At 62.6% G+C, this 18,389-nt stretch carries 16 protein-coding genes; 15 read left to right on the top strand and 1 reads right to left on the bottom strand.

Going from position 1 to position 18,389, the window contains the following annotated elements; genetic code table 11:
* Window positions 1-7: 7 nt before the first annotated feature.
* The 4 genes from leuE (at window position 8) to ABDB81_RS02785 (ending at window position 5,221) form a co-directional block, all read left to right on the top strand.
* On the top strand, window positions 8-685 hold the full coding sequence (leuE, locus tag ABDB81_RS02770; protein WP_137924215.1) for a leucine efflux protein LeuE: 678 nt from the start codon (window positions 8-10) through the stop codon (window positions 683-685).
* A 66-nt stretch (window positions 686-751) separates the two neighbouring features.
* Window positions 752-4,000, top strand: a complete 3,249-nt coding sequence (gene carB, locus ABDB81_RS02775; RefSeq protein WP_137924214.1) for a carbamoyl-phosphate synthase large subunit — start codon at window positions 752-754, stop codon at window positions 3,998-4,000.
* Between the two features lie 232 nt (window positions 4,001-4,232).
* The gene (greA, locus tag ABDB81_RS02780; protein ID WP_137924213.1) at window positions 4,233-4,709 is read left to right on the top strand and encodes a transcription elongation factor GreA; all 477 of its coding nucleotides are present in this window, start codon (window positions 4,233-4,235) and stop codon (window positions 4,707-4,709) included.
* A gap of 8 nt (window positions 4,710-4,717) precedes the next feature.
* Window positions 4,718-5,221 carry a DUF4149 domain-containing protein gene (locus ABDB81_RS02785; protein ID WP_137924212.1) on the top strand — a complete coding sequence of 168 codons (504 nt, stop codon included), beginning with the start codon at window positions 4,718-4,720 and terminating at the stop codon, window positions 5,219-5,221.
* A 101-nt stretch (window positions 5,222-5,322) separates the two neighbouring features.
* On the opposite strand, the gene ABDB81_RS02790 is transcribed toward ABDB81_RS02785, so the two are convergent.
* Entirely contained in the window at window positions 5,323-5,829 is a 507-nt protein-coding gene (locus ABDB81_RS02790) for a YhbY family RNA-binding protein (protein ID WP_346809667.1), read from the bottom strand.
* A gap of 142 nt (window positions 5,830-5,971) precedes the next feature.
* Here ABDB81_RS02790 and ABDB81_RS02795 point away from each other — a divergent pair, with 142 nt between their 5' ends.
* The 11 genes from ABDB81_RS02795 to phoR all read left to right on the top strand — a co-directional run bounded on the left by ABDB81_RS02795 (window position 5,972) and on the right by phoR (window position 18,283).
* Entirely contained in the window at window positions 5,972-6,643 is a 672-nt protein-coding gene (locus tag ABDB81_RS02795) for an RlmE family RNA methyltransferase (RefSeq protein ID WP_137924210.1), read from the top strand.
* Window positions 6,644-6,806: 163 nt separating this feature from the next.
* Window positions 6,807-8,711, top strand: a complete 1,905-nt coding sequence (ftsH, locus tag ABDB81_RS02800; protein ID WP_137924209.1) for an ATP-dependent zinc metalloprotease FtsH — start codon at window positions 6,807-6,809, stop codon at window positions 8,709-8,711.
* A 118-nt stretch (window positions 8,712-8,829) separates the two neighbouring features.
* Window positions 8,830-9,681 carry a dihydropteroate synthase gene (gene folP, locus ABDB81_RS02805; RefSeq protein WP_346809669.1) on the top strand — a complete coding sequence of 284 codons (852 nt, stop codon included), beginning with the start codon at window positions 8,830-8,832 and terminating at the stop codon, window positions 9,679-9,681.
* Window positions 9,682-9,782: 101 nt separating this feature from the next.
* Window positions 9,783-11,129 carry a phosphoglucosamine mutase gene (gene glmM, locus ABDB81_RS02810; RefSeq protein WP_346809671.1) on the top strand — a complete coding sequence of 449 codons (1,347 nt, stop codon included), beginning with the start codon at window positions 9,783-9,785 and terminating at the stop codon, window positions 11,127-11,129.
* Between the two features lie 321 nt (window positions 11,130-11,450).
* On the top strand, window positions 11,451-12,482 hold the full coding sequence (gene pstS / locus ABDB81_RS02815) for a phosphate ABC transporter substrate-binding protein PstS (RefSeq protein WP_160472670.1): 1,032 nt from the start codon (window positions 11,451-11,453) through the stop codon (window positions 12,480-12,482).
* A 165-nt stretch (window positions 12,483-12,647) separates the two neighbouring features.
* Entirely contained in the window at window positions 12,648-13,613 is a 966-nt protein-coding gene (gene pstC / locus ABDB81_RS02820) for a phosphate ABC transporter permease PstC (RefSeq protein WP_137924205.1), read from the top strand.
* Window positions 13,610-14,512 (top strand): phosphate ABC transporter permease PstA, encoded by a 903-nt coding sequence (pstA, locus tag ABDB81_RS02825; protein ID WP_137924204.1) that lies wholly within the window; start codon window positions 13,610-13,612, stop codon window positions 14,510-14,512. Before pstC ends, pstA begins: the two co-directional genes overlap by 4 nt.
* A gap of 42 nt (window positions 14,513-14,554) precedes the next feature.
* Entirely contained in the window at window positions 14,555-15,343 is a 789-nt protein-coding gene (pstB, locus tag ABDB81_RS02830; protein ID WP_137924203.1) for a phosphate ABC transporter ATP-binding protein PstB, read from the top strand.
* 28 nt (window positions 15,344-15,371) lie between these two features.
* Window positions 15,372-16,076 carry a phosphate signaling complex protein PhoU gene (phoU, locus tag ABDB81_RS02835; RefSeq protein ID WP_137924202.1) on the top strand — a complete coding sequence of 235 codons (705 nt, stop codon included), beginning with the start codon at window positions 15,372-15,374 and terminating at the stop codon, window positions 16,074-16,076.
* 36 nt (window positions 16,077-16,112) lie between these two features.
* Window positions 16,113-16,820 carry a phosphate regulon transcriptional regulator PhoB gene (gene phoB / locus ABDB81_RS02840; RefSeq protein WP_137924201.1) on the top strand — a complete coding sequence of 236 codons (708 nt, stop codon included), beginning with the start codon at window positions 16,113-16,115 and terminating at the stop codon, window positions 16,818-16,820.
* Between the two features lie 140 nt (window positions 16,821-16,960).
* Window positions 16,961-18,283 (top strand): phosphate regulon sensor histidine kinase PhoR, encoded by a 1,323-nt coding sequence (phoR, locus tag ABDB81_RS02845; protein WP_160472669.1) that lies wholly within the window; start codon window positions 16,961-16,963, stop codon window positions 18,281-18,283.
* Window positions 18,284-18,389 lie beyond the last annotated feature (106 nt).

Consider the following 18,389-nt stretch of genomic DNA (forward strand, 5'->3'; position numbering starts at 1 on the left):
GCCCGCCATGAACGCTTTCATGCATGCCAGCTTCGGCGTCACCGATTTCTGGACCTATGTGCTCGGCACGATCTTCATCGTGCTGCTGCCTGGGCCGAATTCGATGTACGTGCTGTCGGTGGCTGCCCAGCGCGGTGTGCGGGCGGGCTACAAGGGCGCGTGCGGCGTGTTCCTGGGCGATGCGATCCTGATGGTGTTGTCCGCCGCCGGCGTGGCATCGTTGCTGCAGGCCAGCCCGGCGCTGTTTCACGTGGTCAAGTACGTGGGCGCGGGCTACCTGGGGTGGATCGGCTTCCAGATGCTGCGCGGTGCCGTGCGCAACTGGTCGATGCCGGCCAGTCCTGCGGGCGCGCAGGCGGCCGCAGAGCCTTTGGACCGGTCTGCCAACCCGTTCACCAAGGCGCTGGTCATCAGCCTGCTGAACCCCAAGGCCATCCTGTTCTTCATCTCGTTCTTCATCCAGTTCGTGGATCCGCAGTTCGCGTATCCGGCGCTGTCGTTCGTAGCGCTGGGGCTTGTCTGCCAGATCTGCAGCTTCGCCTACCTGACCACGATCATTTTCGTGGGCGCGAAGCTGGCCGATGCGTTCCGCCGCCGGCGCCGCCTGTCCGCAGGCATGTCAAGCGGAGTAGGGGCGATGTTCATCGGCTTCGGCGCCAAGCTGGCCACGGCCACACTGGGCTGACGACGACAACCTGATATCCGGCACGGTCCGCACGACATGCGGGCCGGCCAACAAAGAGAGCGTGCAATGCCAAAGCGCACAGACATCAAGAGCATCCTAATCATCGGCGCCGGCCCGATCATCATCGGCCAGGCGTGTGAATTCGACTATTCCGGCGCACAGGCCTGCAAGGCGCTGCGCGAGGAAGGCTTCAAGGTCATCCTGGTCAATTCGAACCCGGCGACCATCATGACGGACCCGAGCACGGCGGACGTCACGTACATCGAGCCCATCACCTGGGAAGTGGTCGAACGCATCATCGAGAAGGAACGCCCGGACGCGATCCTGCCGACGATGGGCGGCCAGACCGCGCTGAACTGCGCGCTGGACCTGCATCGCCATGGCGTGCTGGACAAGTACAAGGTGGAGCTGATCGGCGCATCGCCGGAAGCCATCGACAAGGCCGAGGACCGCCAGAAGTTCAAGGACGCGATGACCAAGATCGGTCTCGGTTCGGCCAAGTCCGGCATCGCCCACTCGATGGACGAGGCCGTGGCTGTGCAGTCGCGCATCGCCCAGGAGACGGGCACCACCGGCTACCCGATCGTGATTCGCCCGTCGTTCACGCTGGGCGGCTCGGGCGGTGGTATCGCCTACAACCGCGAAGAGTTCGAAGAGATCTGCAAGCGCGGCCTGGACCTCTCGCCCACGCGCGAACTGCTGATCGAAGAATCGCTGCTCGGCTGGAAGGAATACGAGATGGAAGTGGTCCGCGACAAGGCGGACAACTGCATCATCATCTGCTCGATCGAGAACCTGGACCCGATGGGTATCCACACGGGCGACTCGATCACCGTGGCCCCGGCGCAGACGCTGACGGACAAGGAATACCAGATCCTGCGTAACGCCTCGCTGGCCGTGCTGCGCGAAATCGGCGTGGACACTGGCGGTTCGAACGTGCAGTTCTCGATCAACCCGGTCGATGGCCGGATGATCGTGATCGAAATGAATCCGCGCGTGTCGCGTTCGTCGGCACTGGCCTCCAAGGCCACCGGCTTCCCGATCGCCAAGGTCGCGGCCAAGCTGGCCGTGGGCTACACGCTGGACGAGCTGAAGAACGAAATCACCGGCGGCCAGACCCCGGCATCGTTCGAGCCGTCGATCGACTACGTGGTCACCAAGGTGCCGCGTTTCGCCTTCGAAAAATTCCCGCAGGCCGACAGCCACCTGACCACCCAGATGAAGTCGGTGGGTGAAGTGATGGCGATGGGCCGCACGTTCCAGGAATCGTTCCAGAAGGCACTGCGCGGCCTGGAAGTTGGCGTGGACGGCCTGGACGAGAAGTCCACCGACCGCGACGAGGTGATCGAGGAAATCGGCGAAGCCGGTCCGGACCGTATCTGGTACGTGGGCGATGCGTTCCGTCTGGGCATGTCGCTGGAAGAGGTGTACGCCGAGACGTCGATCGATCCGTGGTTCCTGGCACAGCTCGAAGACATCATCAAGACCGAAGGCCTGGCCCGCGGTCGCACGCTGGACAGCCTGTCGGCTGCCGAGCTGCGCTTCCTGAAGCAGAAGGGCTTCTCGGATCGCCGCCTGGCCAAGCTGATGAAGACAGATGCCAAGGCCGTACGCGCGGCACGTCACGCCCACAATGTGCGTCCGGTCTACAAGCGCGTGGACACCTGCGCGGCCGAGTTCGCCACCAACACCGCGTACATGTACGGCACGTATGAAGCCGAACATGGCGAGTGCGAGGCAGAGCCGACCAACAACCGCAAGATCATGGTGCTGGGCGGTGGCCCGAACCGGATCGGCCAGGGTATCGAGTTCGACTACTGCTGCGTACACGCTGCGCTGGCACTGCGCGAAGACGGGTACGAGACCATCATGGTCAACTGCAACCCGGAAACCGTGTCGACCGACTACGACACGTCGGACCGCCTGTATTTCGAGCCGCTGACGCTGGAAGACGTGCTCGAAATCGTCGAGAAGGAAAAGCCGGTTGGCGTGATCGTCCAGTACGGCGGCCAGACCCCGCTGAAGCTGGCGCTGGATCTGGAAGCCAACGGCGTGCCCATCATCGGCACAAGCCCGGACATGATCGACGCGGCGGAAGACCGCGAGCGCTTCCAGAAGCTGCTGCACGAGCTGGGCCTGCGCCAGCCGCCGAACCGCACCGCGCGCGCCGAGGACGAAGCCCTGCGCCTGGCCGAGGAAATCGGCTACCCGCTGGTGGTGCGTCCGTCGTACGTGCTGGGCGGCCGTGCCATGGAAATCGTGCATGAGCCGCGCGACCTCGAACGCTACATGCGCGAGGCCGTGAAGGTTTCGCACGATTCCCCGGTGCTGCTGGACCGCTTCCTGAACGATGCGATCGAATGCGACGTGGACGCGCTGTGCGACGGTCAACGCGTGTTCATCGGCGGCGTGATGGAGCACATTGAACAGGCTGGCGTGCACTCGGGCGATTCGGCCTGCTCGTTGCCGCCGTACTCGCTGGCGCAAGCCACGATCGACGAACTGAAGCGCCAGACCGCCGCGATGGCGAAGGCGCTGAACGTGGTCGGCCTGATGAACGTGCAGTTCGCCATCCAGCAGAAGAACGGCGAGGACATCGTCTACGTGCTGGAAGTGAACCCGCGCGCCTCGCGTACCGTGCCGTACGTGTCGAAGGCGACCGGCTTGTCGCTGGCGAAGATCGCCGCGCGCTGCATGGCCGGCCAGTCGCTCGACTCGCAAGGCATCGGCGCGGAAGTGATTCCGCCGTATTTCAGCGTCAAGGAAGCGGTGTTCCCGTTCAACAAGTTCCCGGGCGTGGATCCGGTCCTCGGACCTGAAATGCGTTCCACCGGCGAAGTGATGGGCGTGGGCAAGGTGTTTGGCGAGGCCCTGTTCAAGAGCCAGCTGGCCGCCGGTTCGCGTCTGCCCGAGAAGGGCACGGTGCTGATCACGGTGAAGGACAGCGACAAGCCGCGCGCCGTGGCCGTGGCCCGCATGCTGCACGACCTGGGCTACCCGATCGTCGCCACGCGGGGTACGGCGTCGGCCATCGAGGCCGCCGGCATTCCGGTTCGCGTGGTCAACAAGGTGAAGGACGGCCGTCCGCACATTGTCGACATGATCAAGAACGGTGAACTGGCGCTGGTCTTCACGACCGTGGACGAAACGCGTACGGCGATCGCCGATTCGCGCTCCATCCGCATCGCCGCACTGGCCGGCCGCGTGCCTTACTACACCACCATCGCCGGCGCCAACGCCGCGGTGGAGGGTTTGAAGCACATGCAGAGCCTGGAGGTCTATGACCTGCAGAGCCTGCACAAGCAGTTGGCCTGATGCCACGTAGTTGCTGCGCTGCCGCGTAACGGATGCGGCGCAGCCGGGCCGCCGCCGGGTTGAAACTGGCGGCGGTTCTGGCCTACACTACGTTTTGAATTCGCAGATCGACCGGCCTGGAGCCGGTCGATTCCATCTGAAAGCCGCGGTTTGAGCGGGCGTGCCGCCTGGCAGAAGTTTGCCGGGGCATGAATCCCACTCCGCTGCGGCTCATTTTTTTGTTGAACGAGACATGAGCACCATTCCGATTACCAAGCGTGGCGCCGAACTGCTCAGGGAAGAGCTGCAGCGCCTCAAGGCCGTCGAACGCCCTGCGGTGATCAACGCCATTTCCGAAGCGCGCGCCCAGGGTGACCTGTCGGAAAATGCCGAGTACGACGCTGCCAAGGAAAAGCAGGCCTTTATCGAAGGCCGCATCCAGGAAGTGGAGTCCAAGCTGGGCGCGGCACAGGTCATTGATCCCACGCAACTCGACACCGATGGCCGCATCGTTTTTGGCGCCACCGTGGACCTTGAGGACCTGGAATCGGGCAAGCCCGTGAGTTACCAGATCGTTGGCGATGACGAAGCCGACCTCGAAAGCGGCAAGATCTCGGTGAGTTCGCCGATCGCCCGTGCGCTGATCGGCAAGTTCGAGGGCGACGTGGCCACCGTGCTGGCCCCGGGCGGCGACCGCGAGTACGAAGTCATCACGGTTCGCTACATCTGAGCGACGGGATGTTCTCGTCCTCTTACTCGAACCTGCCGCCGCTGCCGCATCGCGTCTTCTTGTTGCTGACGGTGGTGTGGGCCGGGAGCCTCTGGACGGTTGGCTACATGGTGGCGCCGACGCTCTTCTCCGTGCTGCAAAGCCGGGAAACCGCAGGCATGATTGCCGGGCATCTGTTCCGCTACCAGGCGATGATCGGTGTGACGGTCGGTGTGCTCCAGCTCGTACTGTGCAATGTGCTGATTCGCCGGGGTGCGGCGCGCTACCGGACACTGCGGTGGATCGTGCTCGCCATGCTGGTATGCGTGCTGGCTGGCTATTTCGGCGTGCAGCCGTTCATGGAAGGACTCAAGGTGAAGGCACAGGCATTGAACCTGGGCGTGTCGGAGTCACCATACAAGCGCGAGTTTGGCATGCTGCACGGCGTGTCGAGCGTGTTCTACCTGGTCCAGAGCCTGCTGGCGCTGGTACTGGTCTGGCGCGCGAGTGCGCCCAGATCGTCGGGCGAGTGATACGCGGAGTAATACGCGGGAAACAAGCAGGAGCGATCAGCAAAGCGCAAAAAAGGCGGCCGGGGCCGCCTTTTTCATGGAACCGATCGGCCGCCGGCCGATCAACCCAAGGACTTCTTTTTCTGGCTGGCCGGGCGGGCGCGCGAGCGCTTGACGTTGCCGCCCTGGGTCACGCGCTCGTTGCCGAGCACACGCACCGACGAACTCTTCGGACGACGCATGCCCCCGGTGGCCGGCTTGCGCACCGTGACGGTACGCGGTGCGGCGCCAGCGCCCAGACGGCGCTTTTCGACTGCGCCGAAGTCTTCGGGCTGGTTTTCCTTCAGGCGGGCAGGGCCGGGGCGCCAGATGACGAGCAGCTTGCCAATATGCTGGATCGGCGCGGCGCTGAGTTCGTCGCAAATGGCTTCGTAGATGGCGACGCGTGCGTCACGATCATCGCCGAGCACCCGGACCTTGATCAGGTCGTGCGAAGCCAGGCTGCGGTCGATCTCGGCAAGCACGGAAGGGGTCAGGCCTTCCGCACCGATCATGACCACGGGGTTGAGGCCGTGGGCGCGCGAGCGCAGTTCGGAACGTTGGGCGGAAATCAGGTGAAGGGCTGGCATCGGGAAGGCTAATATCGAATTGGCGCGTATTATCCGCCAAAATGTCGCCGGCAGGCGGCAAGGATCACCAAAATCGGGAGATAAAGCTGTGATCTGTCGCAAAACGTGACGGGCAGCTCCCGCAGAAAGGCATGTCGAGGCAATGGCCAAGGGCAAGAACAAATTCAATCAGTCGTGGCTGCACGACCACATCAACGATCCCTATGTGAAGATGGCGCAGCGCGAGGGCTATCGCGCCCGCGCGGCCTTCAAGCTCAAGGAGATCGACGAGCAGGACAAGCTGATCCGGCCGGGGCAGGTCATCGTGGACCTGGGCGCCGCGCCGGGCAGCTGGAGCCAGTACGCGCGGAACCGGCTCGCGGACTCTCCCCGGGCCAAGGACGGCAGCATCGACGGGGCGGTCATCGCGATCGACATCCTGCCCATGGAACCCGTGGCGGACGTCACGTTCATCCTGGGAGACTTCCGGGAGGAAAGCGTGTTCCACGAACTGGAAAAGGTGGTGCTGGAAGCCTCCGGCGGTTCGCGAATCGACCTTGTTATCTCGGACATGGCCCCCAATTTGTCCGGTGTGGCCTCGGCTGACTCGGCGCGGATCGAGTATTTGTGCGATCTGGCGATGGAATTTGCCCAGGCGCACCTGAAACCGGAGGGTTCGCTGCTGGTAAAGTGTTTCCACGGCTCGGGCTACAGCCAGATCGTGGAAAAATTCAAACGTCAGTTCAAGGTGGTGGCGAGCCGCAAGCCCAAGGCGTCGCGCGACAAGTCTTCAGAAACCTTCATTCTTGGGCGTTACCTGAAGTCGTTGGACTGAAAGTTGAGGGATTGGGGTTTTGCCGGGTGACGCCGGCTTGCCCTGAAGCGGCTGGCTCGGGCACTATCAGGCCCATAGAATCAGATTTCCCTGTGGGGACGGGCACTGCATTACAATGCAATGCAGCTTCCCGTTGGCAAGGCAATTGCAAAGGAGTTCGGCCTTGAATAACAACCTGTTTCAAAAGGCGGCAATCTGGCTCGTAATCGCGCTGGTTTTGTTCACCGTCTTCAAGCAGTTCGACAAACCGCGTGCCCAGGACGGTGTCACCTACTCGCAGTTCATGGATGACGCCAAGAACGGCAAGGTGTCGCGTGTCGACGTGCAGGGCCGTAACCTCGTGGTGTCCCCCAAGGAGGGGTCCAAGTACACCATCATCTCGCCGGGCGACATCTGGATGGTCGGCGACCTGATGAAGTACGGCGTCCAGGTGACCGGCAAGGCCGATGACGAACCGAACGTGCTGGTCCAGGCGCTGTATTACCTGGGACCGACGTTGCTGATCATCGTCTTCTGGTTCTACATGATGCGGCAGATGCAGGGCGGCGGGAAAGGCGGTGCCTTCTCGTTCGGCAAGTCCCGTGCGCGCCTGATCGATGAAAACCAGAACGCGGTGACCTTCGCCGACGTCGCAGGCTGCGACGAATCGAAGGAAGAAGTCGTCGAACTGGTCGACTTCCTCAAGGATCCGCAGAAATTCCAGAAGCTGGGCGGTCGTATTCCGCGCGGCGTGCTGCTGGTTGGCCCTCCGGGTACCGGCAAGACGCTGCTGGCGCGCGCCATCGCTGGCGAAGCCAAGGTGCCGTTCTTCAGCATCTCGGGTTCGGACTTCGTTGAAATGTTCGTCGGCGTAGGTGCAGCCCGTGTCCGCGACATGTTCGAGAACGCCAAGAAGCAGGCGCCTTGCATCGTGTTCATCGACGAAATCGACGCGGTCGGTCGCCATCGCGGCGCCGGCATGGGCGGCGGTAACGACGAGCGCGAGCAAACACTGAACCAGATGCTGGTCGAGATGGACGGCTTCGAAGCCAACTCGGGCGTGATCGTGATCGCTGCGACCAACCGTTCGGATGTGCTGGACAAGGCGCTGCTGCGTCCGGGCCGTTTCGACCGCCAGGTCTATGTTGGCCTGCCGGACATCCGCGGCCGCGAGCAGATCCTGAAGGTTCATATGCGCAAGGTGCCGATCGGCAACGACGTGGACGCGTCGGTGATCGCACGCGGTACGCCGGGCTTCTCGGGCGCCGACCTGGCCAACCTGGTCAATGAAGCTGCACTGTTTGCCGCCCGCCGCAGCAAGCGCGTGGTGGACATGCAGGACTTCGAGGACGCCAAGGACAAGATCTACATGGGTCCGGAGCGCAAGTCGACGGTCATGCGCGAGGAAGAGCGCAAGGCCACGGCTTACCACGAGTCCGGCCACGCGGTGGTGGCCAAGCTGCTGCCGAAGGCCGACCCGGTCCACAAGGTTACGATCATGCCGCGCGGCTGGGCACTGGGCGTGACGTGGCAGTTGCCGGAGCATGACAAGTACTCGAAGTACAAGGACAACATGCTTGAGGAAATCGCGATCCTGTTCGGCGGCCGTGCCGCGGAAGAGGTCTTCCTCAACGCCATGAGCACCGGGGCTTCGAATGACTTCGAGCGTGCCACCAAGATTGCCCGCGACATGGTGACCCGCTTCGGCATGAGCGATTCGCTCGGCGCGATGGTGTATGTCGATACCGAGCAGGATGGCATGTTCGGCAAGCTGTCGTCGAAGACGGTTTCGGAAGCGACGCAGCAGAAGGTCGATGCAGAAATCCGCACGATCATCGATACGCAGTATGCGCTGGCCAAGCGCCTGCTCGAAGAGAATCGCGACAAGGTCGAAGCCATGACCAACGCGCTGATGGAGTGGGAAACGATCGACGCCGAACAGGTGAACGACATCATGGCCGGCAAGCCGCCGCGCCCGCCGCGTCACCTGCAGGGTCCGAGCGGTGGCGGCAGCACGCCTCCGGGCGGCGGTTCGCCGGTGACCCCGTCCAACGCGCCGGCCACGGCACGAGTCGACGACACGGTGTAATACGGCGAGGAGCCGAGCGTAAGCGACCGTTTCCGACGGTTTCAAACGCGGTGGTTTCTGATAGCCTGCGAAGCCGGTGCCTGGTGCACCGGCTTTTTTGTTTTTCAGGACGTCAATCTTGTCGAGCGAGTTTTTCCAGTGCGGGCGTTACCGGTTCGCCCGCGACCGCCGCCCACTCGTGATGGGCATTCTCAACGTGACGCCCGATTCGTTCTCGGACGGCGGGCGACATGCCTCGCGCGATGCGGCTATCCGGCATGCGGAGCGGATGATCGCGGAGGGCGTCGATATCATCGATATCGGCGGCGAATCGAGCCGTCCAGGTTCCGCTGCACTGCCGCTCGATGAGGAACTCGCACGCGTGATGCCCATCGTCGAAGCGCTGGCGAATTGCGGCAAACCGTTGTCAATCGACACGTACAAGCCCGAGGTGATGCGCGCCGCGCTGGCAGGCGGAGCCGATTTGATCAACGATATCTGGGGCTTTCGTATGCCGGGCGCGGCGCAAGCCGTGGTTGCCGGGCAAGCGGCGCTTTGCATCATGCATATGCAGCGTGACCCGCAGACGATGCAGGAAGACCCGCAATACGATGATGTAGTCGCCGAGGTGGAAGCATTCCTGCGCGAGCGCGTGTCAACCCTTCGGGCGGCGGGCGTGGACGATTCGCGCATTTCGCTCGATCCGGGCTTTGGCTTTGGCAAGACGCCGGATCATAATCTGCGCCTGCTGGGGCAGATGACGCGGCTGGCGATCGATGGGCTGCCGGTGTTGGCTGGCCTGTCGCGCAAGTCGACGCTTGGTGCCATCGTGGGTGGGAAGCCGCCGCAGGAACGTGTGGCAGCCAGTATCGCCGCGGCGGTCTGCGCCGCCGAGCGGGGCGCATTCATCGTGCGCGTGCACGACGTGGAACAAACCGTGGATGCCCTGAAGGTCTGGTGGGCGATCCGCCATGAATCGGTAGCGCCGTAAGCGACAGCCGCAAGAACCGACGAACAGGCCAGCAGACGCATAGACGTACGGCAAATACAGTAACCACGGTGATCGTGGTGAGAATTGGGAGAAACAGAACGATGACTCGCAAATATTTCGGGACGGATGGTGTGCGTGGACGTGTTGGCGAAACGCCGATCACGCCGGATTTCGTGATGCGGCTCGGCTATGCGGCCGGCAAGGTGCTGGCCCTTGGGCAAAAGACCACGCAGGGCAAGCCGACCGTATTGATCGGCAAGGACACCCGCGTCTCTGGCTACATGCTTGAAGCCGCGCTGGAGGCTGGATTCACGGCCGCAGGGGTGAATGTGCAACTGACCGGTCCGTTGCCGACACCGGCGATTGCTTACCTGACCCGCGCGCTGCGCCTGGCGGCAGGCGTGGTGATTTCCGCCAGCCACAATCCGTACTACGACAACGGCATCAAGTTCTTCTCGGCCTCGGGCGACAAGTTGCCTGATGAACTCGAAGCCAAGATCGAAGCGCAACTCGATGAACCGATGCTATGCGTGCGCTCCGAGGACCTGGGCCGTGCGAAGCGAATCGACGATGCGGCGGGCCGTTACATCGAGTTCTGCAAGAGCACGTTCCCGTACGAACAGGATTTGCACGGGCTGCGCATCGTGGTGGACTGCGCCCATGGCGCCGCGTACCACATCGCACCGCATGTCTTTCACGAACTGGGTGCCGAGGTGGTGCCGATCGGTAACCAGCCCGATGGCCGCAACATCAACGCCGGGTATGGCGCTACCGCGCCGGAAAAACTGGTAGAGGCCGTGCGCCATCATCGCGCTGACCTGGGGCTGGCATTCGATGGCGATGCGGACCGGCTGCAGGTGGTGGACGGACAAGGCCGCCTCTACAACGGCGATGAACTGTTGTACCTGATCGTGCGCGATCGCCTGGCTTCCGGTCAGAAGGTGGAAGGCGCAGTTGGCACGTTGATGACCAACATGGCGGTGGAACTGGCGCTCAAGCGCCAGGGCGTCGAGTTTGTCCGCGCCAAGGTGGGCGACCGCTACGTGCTCGAAGAACTCAACAAGCGCGGCTGGCAACTGGGTGGCGAAGGCTCGGGCCACTTGCTTTGCCTGGATCGCCATACCACGGGCGATGGTATCGTCTCGGCGCTGCAGGTGCTGGCTGCCCTGCGCCGTAGCGGCAAGACGCTGTCGCAACTGCTCGATGGCGTGAGCCTTTTCCCGCAAACGCTGATCAACGTGCGCGTGGAGAAGGGCTTTGACTGGGAAAGCCATGCGGGCTTGAGCGCGGCACGCGCGCAAGTCGAGCCGGAACTGGAGGGCCGCGGCCGCGTGCTGATTCGCGCCTCGGGTACGGAGCCGGTCGTGCGCGTGATGGTGGAAGCCGAGCAGGTGGAGACCGCCGAGCGTGCGGCCCAGACGCTGGCCAACGCGCTGCGCGCTGCCTGACGCGATTCAGTCACCGTAGGTTCCAGACGAAAGCCATGGCTCCCGCCGTGGCTTTTTTTTTTCAAATTTGGCAATTAACCGCCGGACAGGGTGCAGCACAGAATGTGACAGCACGGTCATGGAGGAAGAGGAGGGCAGCGCAAAATCGAGTGGCGATTACAGCACGGCGGTGCGACAAATTCGTGACGAAGGCGCGGATATCGGCCATATGGCGGAGAGCTTGAAGAAGATTTGGGGATGTCATGGAACTGTCACACAGGGAGCATAAAGTTCGCCTTGTCAAAAATTTGTCATTCCCCAACCATGTTCTCTGGAGGACATATGAAGCTGGTCAAGACTGCCGTAGCAGGCATCGTTTCGATGGTCGTAGCGGGTACTGCGTTCGCGGCGGAAATTACCGGTGCAGGCGCCTCGTTCCCGGCGCCCGTGTATTCCAAATGGGCAGACGCCTACCAAAAAGCAACGGGTAACAAGGTCAACTATCAATCGATCGGTTCGTCGGGCGGCATCAAACAGATCGGCGCCAAGACCGTTGATTTCGGTGCCTCGGACGCTCCGCTGAAGGACGAAGAACTGGCCAAGGGCAACCTGGTCCAGTTCCCGACCGTGATCGGCGGCGTGGTGCCTGTGATCAACCTGCAAGGTGTGAAGCCGGGCGAACTGACCATCACGGGTGACGTGCTGGCCAACATCTACCTGGGCAAGATCAAGAAGTGGGACGATCCGGCCATCAAGGCGCTGAACCCGAAGGTTTCGCTGCCGAGCCAGGACATCCTGCCGGTGCGCCGCGCTGACGGCTCGGGCACGACGTTCATCTTCACGAACTACCTGTCGAAGGTCAGCCCCGACTGGAAGAGCACCGTGGGTGAAGGCACCACCGTCAACTGGCCGGGTGGCGGCACGGGCGGCAAGGGCAACGAAGGCGTGGCCGCCTTTGTGCAACGCCTGAACGGCGCCATCGGCTACGTCGAGTACGCCTACGCCAAGCAGAACAAGATGACCCACCTGGTCATGAAGAACGCTGCTGGTGAAGTGGTGCAGCCGAGCGACGACGCGTTCAAGGCTGCTGCTGCTGGCGCCGACTGGAACAAGTCGTTCTATCAGATCCTGACGAACCAGTCGGGCAAGGGTGCATGGCCGATCGCCGGCGCCACCTTCATTCTGGTCCACAAGACCCAGGACAAGGCTGCGCAAGGCCAGGAAGTGCTGAAGTTCTTTGACTGGGCCTACAAGAGCGGTGGCGCGATGGCCACGGACCTGGACTACGTGCCGCTGCCGGAAGCGGTCGTGAACCAGATCCGCGCCACGTGGAAGCAAAGCGTCAAGGACGGTTCGGGCAAGTCGCTGTACTAAGTCCCTGTACTAAGCTCTGTCTGTCAGCAGGACTTTGGCAACCCGCAGTAGTGGGTTGCTGAAAGCAAGACCTGTCGCCCGATGTCGCTGATGCGGCACAGGGCGGCGGTGCCGCGGTGGCCGGAATGGCGCCGCGGCAACCGATCCACCCAACGTTTCCCCATCATGGCGACTACGTCCGATCTCCCAGCCGTCCGGCCTCCAAGCCGTCTTGGCGACATCCTGTTCGGCGGCCTGACCCGCGGCGCCGCCATCGTGACGTTGTTGCTGCTGGGCGGCATCATCGTGTCACTGGCCATCAGCGCATGGCCGTCGATCAAGCAATTCGGCTTCGCGTTCCTGTGGACCGCCGAGTGGGATCCACCCGCCGACGTCTACGGCGCGCTCGTGCCGATCTACGGCACCGTGGTGACGTCGCTGATCGCCCTTATCATCGCTGTGCCGGTCAGCTTCGGCATTGCACTGTTTCTTACCGAGCTGTCGCCAGTCTGGCTGCGCCGGCCGCTCGGCACTGCCATCGAACTGCTTGCAGCGGTGCCGTCCATCGTCTACGGCATGTGGGGTCTGCTCGTGTTCGCGCCGATCTTCGGCGAGTACTTCCAGAAGCCGCTGTCGAATACCGTGGGCCAGTTGCCCGTGATCGGCAAGCTGTTCCAGGGTGCCCCGCTGGGTATCGGCCTGCTGTGCGCAGGCGTGATTCTCGCGATCATGATCATTCCCTACATCGCCTCGGTGATGCGCGATGTGTTCGAAGTCACGCCGGTGCTGCTCAAGGAGTCGGCCTACGGTGTGGGTTGCACGACGTGGGAAGTGATGTGGCGCGTGGTGCTGCCCTACACGCGTGCCGGTGTCATCGGCGGCGTGATGCTCGGCCTGGGCCGTGCGCTGGGTGAAACCATGGCCGTCACGTTCGTGATCGGCAATACCAACCTGCTGGACAACGTGTCGTTGTTCTCGCCGGGTAACAGCATCACCTCCGCGCTGGCCAACGAGTTTGCCGAAGCCGGCGCTGGCCTGCACACCGCGGCGCTGATGGAACTGGGCCTGATCCTGTTCTTCATTACCTTCGTGGTGCTGGCGCTGTCCAAGCTCCTGCTGCTGCGCCTAGCCAAGAATGAGGGTGGCAAATGAACCAAGCCAGTCACACCATGTCTTCGTCGTCGATTCCGGCAGTTCGCCCTGATGCGGACGTCGTGCGCGGCCGCCTGCAGAACAGTCGCCGCCGTATCAACCTGATTGCACTGGCTGCCTCGCTGGGCGCCATGATCTTCGGCCTGTTCTGGCTGGCGTGGATTCTCTGGACCACGATCACGCTGGGTGTGGGCGGGTTGTCGATCGACCTGTTCACCCAGATGACGCCGGCGCCGAATACCGCCGGCGGCGGTCTGGCCAATGCCATCTTCGGCAGTTTCGTGATGGTGGGCGTGGCCACGCTGATCGGCACGCCGCTGGGCATCCTGGCCGGTATCTACCTGGCCGAGTATGGCCAGAAGTCGTACCTGGCCAGCTTCACGCGCTTCATCAACGACATCCTGTTGTCGGCGCCGTCGATCGTGATCGGCCTGTTCGTCTATGCCCTCGTGGTGACTCGCATGGGCCACTTCTCGGGTTGGGCCGGCATTTGTGCGCTGGCGCTGCTGCAGATTCCCATCGTCGTCCGCACCACCGAGAACATGCTGAACCTGGTGCCGAATGCACTGCGTGAAGCGGCCGTGGCGCTGGGCACGCCCAAGTGGAAGATGGTGCTGTCGATCACGGTCAAGTCGTCGTACGCAGGCATCATCACCGGCGTGCTGCTGGCGGTGGCACGTATCGCTGGCGAAACCGCGCCGCTGCTGTTCACTGCGCTGTCGAACCAGTTCTGGACCAGCGACCTGAACAAGCCGATGGCCAACCTGCCGGTCACGATCTTCCGCTTTGCCATGAGCCCGTTCACGGAATGGCAGCAACTGGCCTGGGCCGGTGTGTTCCTGATCACTGTTGGTGTGCTTGCGCTGAACATCATCGCGCGCATGCTGTTCAAGAAATAACCGGCACCCAGCCCGACTACCGAATTCAAGCGAGACATCAGCATGACCTCTACCGTCATCGATATTCCCGATACCGTGCGCGCCAAGATCGACGTGCGGAACCTGAACTTCTTCTACAACCAGTTCCACGCGCTGAAGAACATCAACATGTCGATCCCGGACCGCAAGGTCACGGCGTTCATCGGCCCGTCCGGCTGCGGAAAGTCCACGCTGCTGCGCACGTTCAACAAGATGTATGCGCTGTACCCGGAGCAACGCGCCGAGGGCGAGATCAACATGGACGGCACCAACCTGCTGACCAGCAAGGAAGACATTTCCCTGCTGCGCGCCAAGGTTGGCATGGTGTTCCAGAAGCCGACGCCGTTCCCGATGTCGATCTATGACAACATCGCATTCGGCGTGCGCCTGTTCGAGAAGCTGTCGCGCTCGGAAATGGACGACCGCGTGGAGTGGGCGCTTTCGAAGGCCGCGCTCTGGAACGAAGCCAAGGACAAGCTGCACCAGTCCGGCTACGGCCTGTCCGGCGGCCAGCAGCAGCGTCTGTGTATCGCCCGCGGCATCGCCATCCGCCCGGAAGTGCTGCTGCTCGACGAACCGTGCTCGGCGCTGGACCCGATTTCCACGGGCCGCATCGAGGAACTCATCGCCGAACTCAAGGACGAGTACACGGTGGTGATCGTGACCCACAACATGCAACAGGCGGCGCGCTGCTCGGACTACACGGCGTATATGTACCTGGGCGAGCTGATCGAATTCGGCGAGACCGAGAAGATCTTCATCAAGCCGCACCGGAAGGAAACCGAAGACTACATCACCGGCCGCTTCGGCTGATTCGCAGGTTAGAGGCCAGGAGAAGACCATGACTGACAAGCACCTTTCGACCCAGTTCGACGCAGACCTCAACGCCATCAATACCAAGCTGCTGCAAATGGGTGGCCTGGTGGAAGCGCAGATCGAACTGGCCATGCGCGCGCTGGCCGATTTCGACGCCGATCTGGCCGATCAGGTCATCGCCCGCGAACACCAGCTCAACGCGCTGGAAGTGGAGATCGACGCGGATTGCGGCAACATCATCGCCCGCCGCCAGCCCACCGCGCGCGACCTGCGCCTGGTGATGGCCATCTCGAAGACGATCACGAATCTTGAGCGTGCGGGTGACGAGGCCGAGAAGGTGGCCAAGCGGACCAAGCACATCATGGAAGATGCCGCCGCGCACAACATCAACTACGCGGAAGTGAAGCTGTCCGGCGAAATGGCGATCACGCTGCTGCGCCAGGCGCTGGACGCGTTCGCACGGCTCGACACCGTGGCGGCTGCGCGCATCGTCAAGGACGACAAGGCGATCGACGAGGAATTCCGCGCGTTCGTGCGCAAGCTGATCACGTACATGATGGAAGACCCGCGCACGATCTCGGTGGCGCTGGATTTCCTGTTCATCGCCAAGGCCATCGAACGCATCGGTGACCACGCCAAGAATATTGCAGAATTCATCATCTACATCGTGAAGGGGACGGACGTTCGCCACACTTCACGGGAAGACATGGAGCGCGAAGCCCTGAGCTGATAACGCGCCAGCATCGATAAGCGGAGAAAAAACTACATGCCAAGCAGTATTCTCGTTGTTGAAGACGAACCGGCAATCGCCGAGCTGATTGCCGTCAATCTCCAGCACGCGGGGCACTATCCGATCCGCGCGTACAACGCCGAGCAGGCGTTGTCACTGATGAGCGATGTCCTGCCCGACCTCGTTCTGCTGGACTGGATGCTCCCGGGCAAGTCGGGCGCCACCTTTGCCAAGGAACTGCGCACCAACGACCGTACCAAGCAGATCCCGATCATCATGCTCACCGCGCGCAGCGAGGAGCAGGACAAGGTCATGGGTCTGGAAGCCGGTGCGGACGATTACGTCACCAAGCCTTTCTCGCCCAAGGAACTGCTGGCACGTATCAAGGCGGTTCTGCGCCGCCGTGCGCCCCAACTGACCGACGACGTGGTGGCGATCAACGGCTTGCGTCTGGACCCCGCAACGCATCGCGTCACGGGGCAGGACGAGACCGGTCCGATCAAGCTGGACCTGGGTCCTACGGAGTTCCGCCTGCTGCACTTCCTGATGACGCATCCGGAACGGGTGCACAGCCGGTCGCAACTGCTGGATCAAGTCTGGGGCGATCACGTTTTCGTTGAGGAGCGCACGGTCGACGTCCACATCAAGCGCCTGCGTGCGGCACTGACGCCGGGCGGCTACAGCAACATGATCGAAACGGTACGCGGCAGCGGCTACCGGCTGGCGCGTTCGCCGAGCCACTGATCTTCGTTGTCCTGGTCGGGGGCGGTGCAGCGAGGGCCGCCCAGACCGATGTCGGATAATCCAGGCGTCATGCCACCTGCATACGCTTTCGTGGCACACTTTGTCGCAATGCGACTGCCGACCGAACCTTTTTCCCTCGCATGAATGTCATCTGGGCCCGTTCCGTGGCCATCCTCGTCAGCCTGATAGCCATTGCCGCAGGCCTGTACGCCGCGGCGGGCGCTATCACCGGCCTGCTGTTCCTTTCCGTTTCCCTGCTCCTGCTGCTGAGCTATTACCTGTTCCAGATCAATCGGCTGTGGCGTGTGCTGGATGCTCCAGCCTATGGGGAAATTCCTAGCGCGTTGGGTCTGTGGGGCGAGGTCTACTACCGCCTGCACCGGCTGGTCAAACGGTGGCGCACGCAGGTGTTGTCGGTGGAACAGCAACACACGCGATTTATCCAGGCCATCCAGGCATCGCCATATGGTGTGCTGATGCTCGATGACGCCGATCAGATCGAGTGGTGCAATGATGTGGCCGAGCAGCATTTCGGCCTGAACGCCAAGCGCGACGTGCGCCAGCGCATCACCCACTTGATACGCCGTCCGGAATTCGTTCACTATCTGACGCGCGAGCGTTACGACGAGCCGCTGGTGATGCGCGATATGGGCGAGCACAAGCGCAACATCACTTCGGTGCAGATCCTGCCCTACGGCGAGAATCGCAAGCTGGTGCTCACCCAGGACATCACCAAGGTGGAGAACACCGAGGCGATGCGCCGCGACTTCGTGGCCAATGTCTCGCACGAACTGAAGACGCCGCTCACAGTGCTGACTGGTTTCCTGGAAACCGTGCGCGACTTGCCAGTGTCGGAGGAAGACCGCAATCGCTATATCGAACTGATGCTTGTGCAGTCGATGCGAATGCAGCATATCGTCGAAGACCTGCTGGCGCTGGCCAAGCTGGAGTCGGATGCCCAGCCGCCATGCCATGAGCGCGTCAATGTGGGGGCGCTGATGGCCCATCTGGTACACGACGCGGAAGCGCTTTCGCAGGATCGCCACGAGATCCGCAGCGAGATCGACCCGGGCGTGACGGTACGCGGTGCCGAGGGCGAACTACTGTCGGCGCTCGGGAATCTGGTGTCGAACGCGGTGCGCTACACGCCAGAGGGCGGCCGCATCGCGATCCGCATGACATACACCGACGGACATGCCGTGTTCTCGGTCAGCGATACGGGGCTGGGGATCGCCCCGGAACATATCCCGCGTCTCACCGAACGTTTCTATCGCGTGGACCGCAGCCGTTCGCGCGACACCGGTGGCACGGGCCTGGGGCTGGCCATCGTCAAGCACGTGCTGTCGCGCCACCATGCGGACCTGCGCGTGACCAGCGAAGTGGGCCGTGGCAGCACGTTCCGCATCGTGTTTCCGGTGGACCGCAGCGGGTATGAAGCGGATACGACGAAGCACGCGGCGTAAAGTCTTTTTCTTTTCCCTTGTTTGCTCCCCTCTCCCGCATGCGGGAGAGGGGCGGGGGAGAGGGCAGGCGGTTCTGCTTGCCAACGATGGCAACTTGGACTGCCGA

Origin of the sequence: Cupriavidus sp. DL-D2, from assembly GCF_039710735.1 — a bacterium.
Taxonomy (GTDB): Bacteria; Pseudomonadota; Gammaproteobacteria; order Burkholderiales; family Burkholderiaceae; genus Cupriavidus.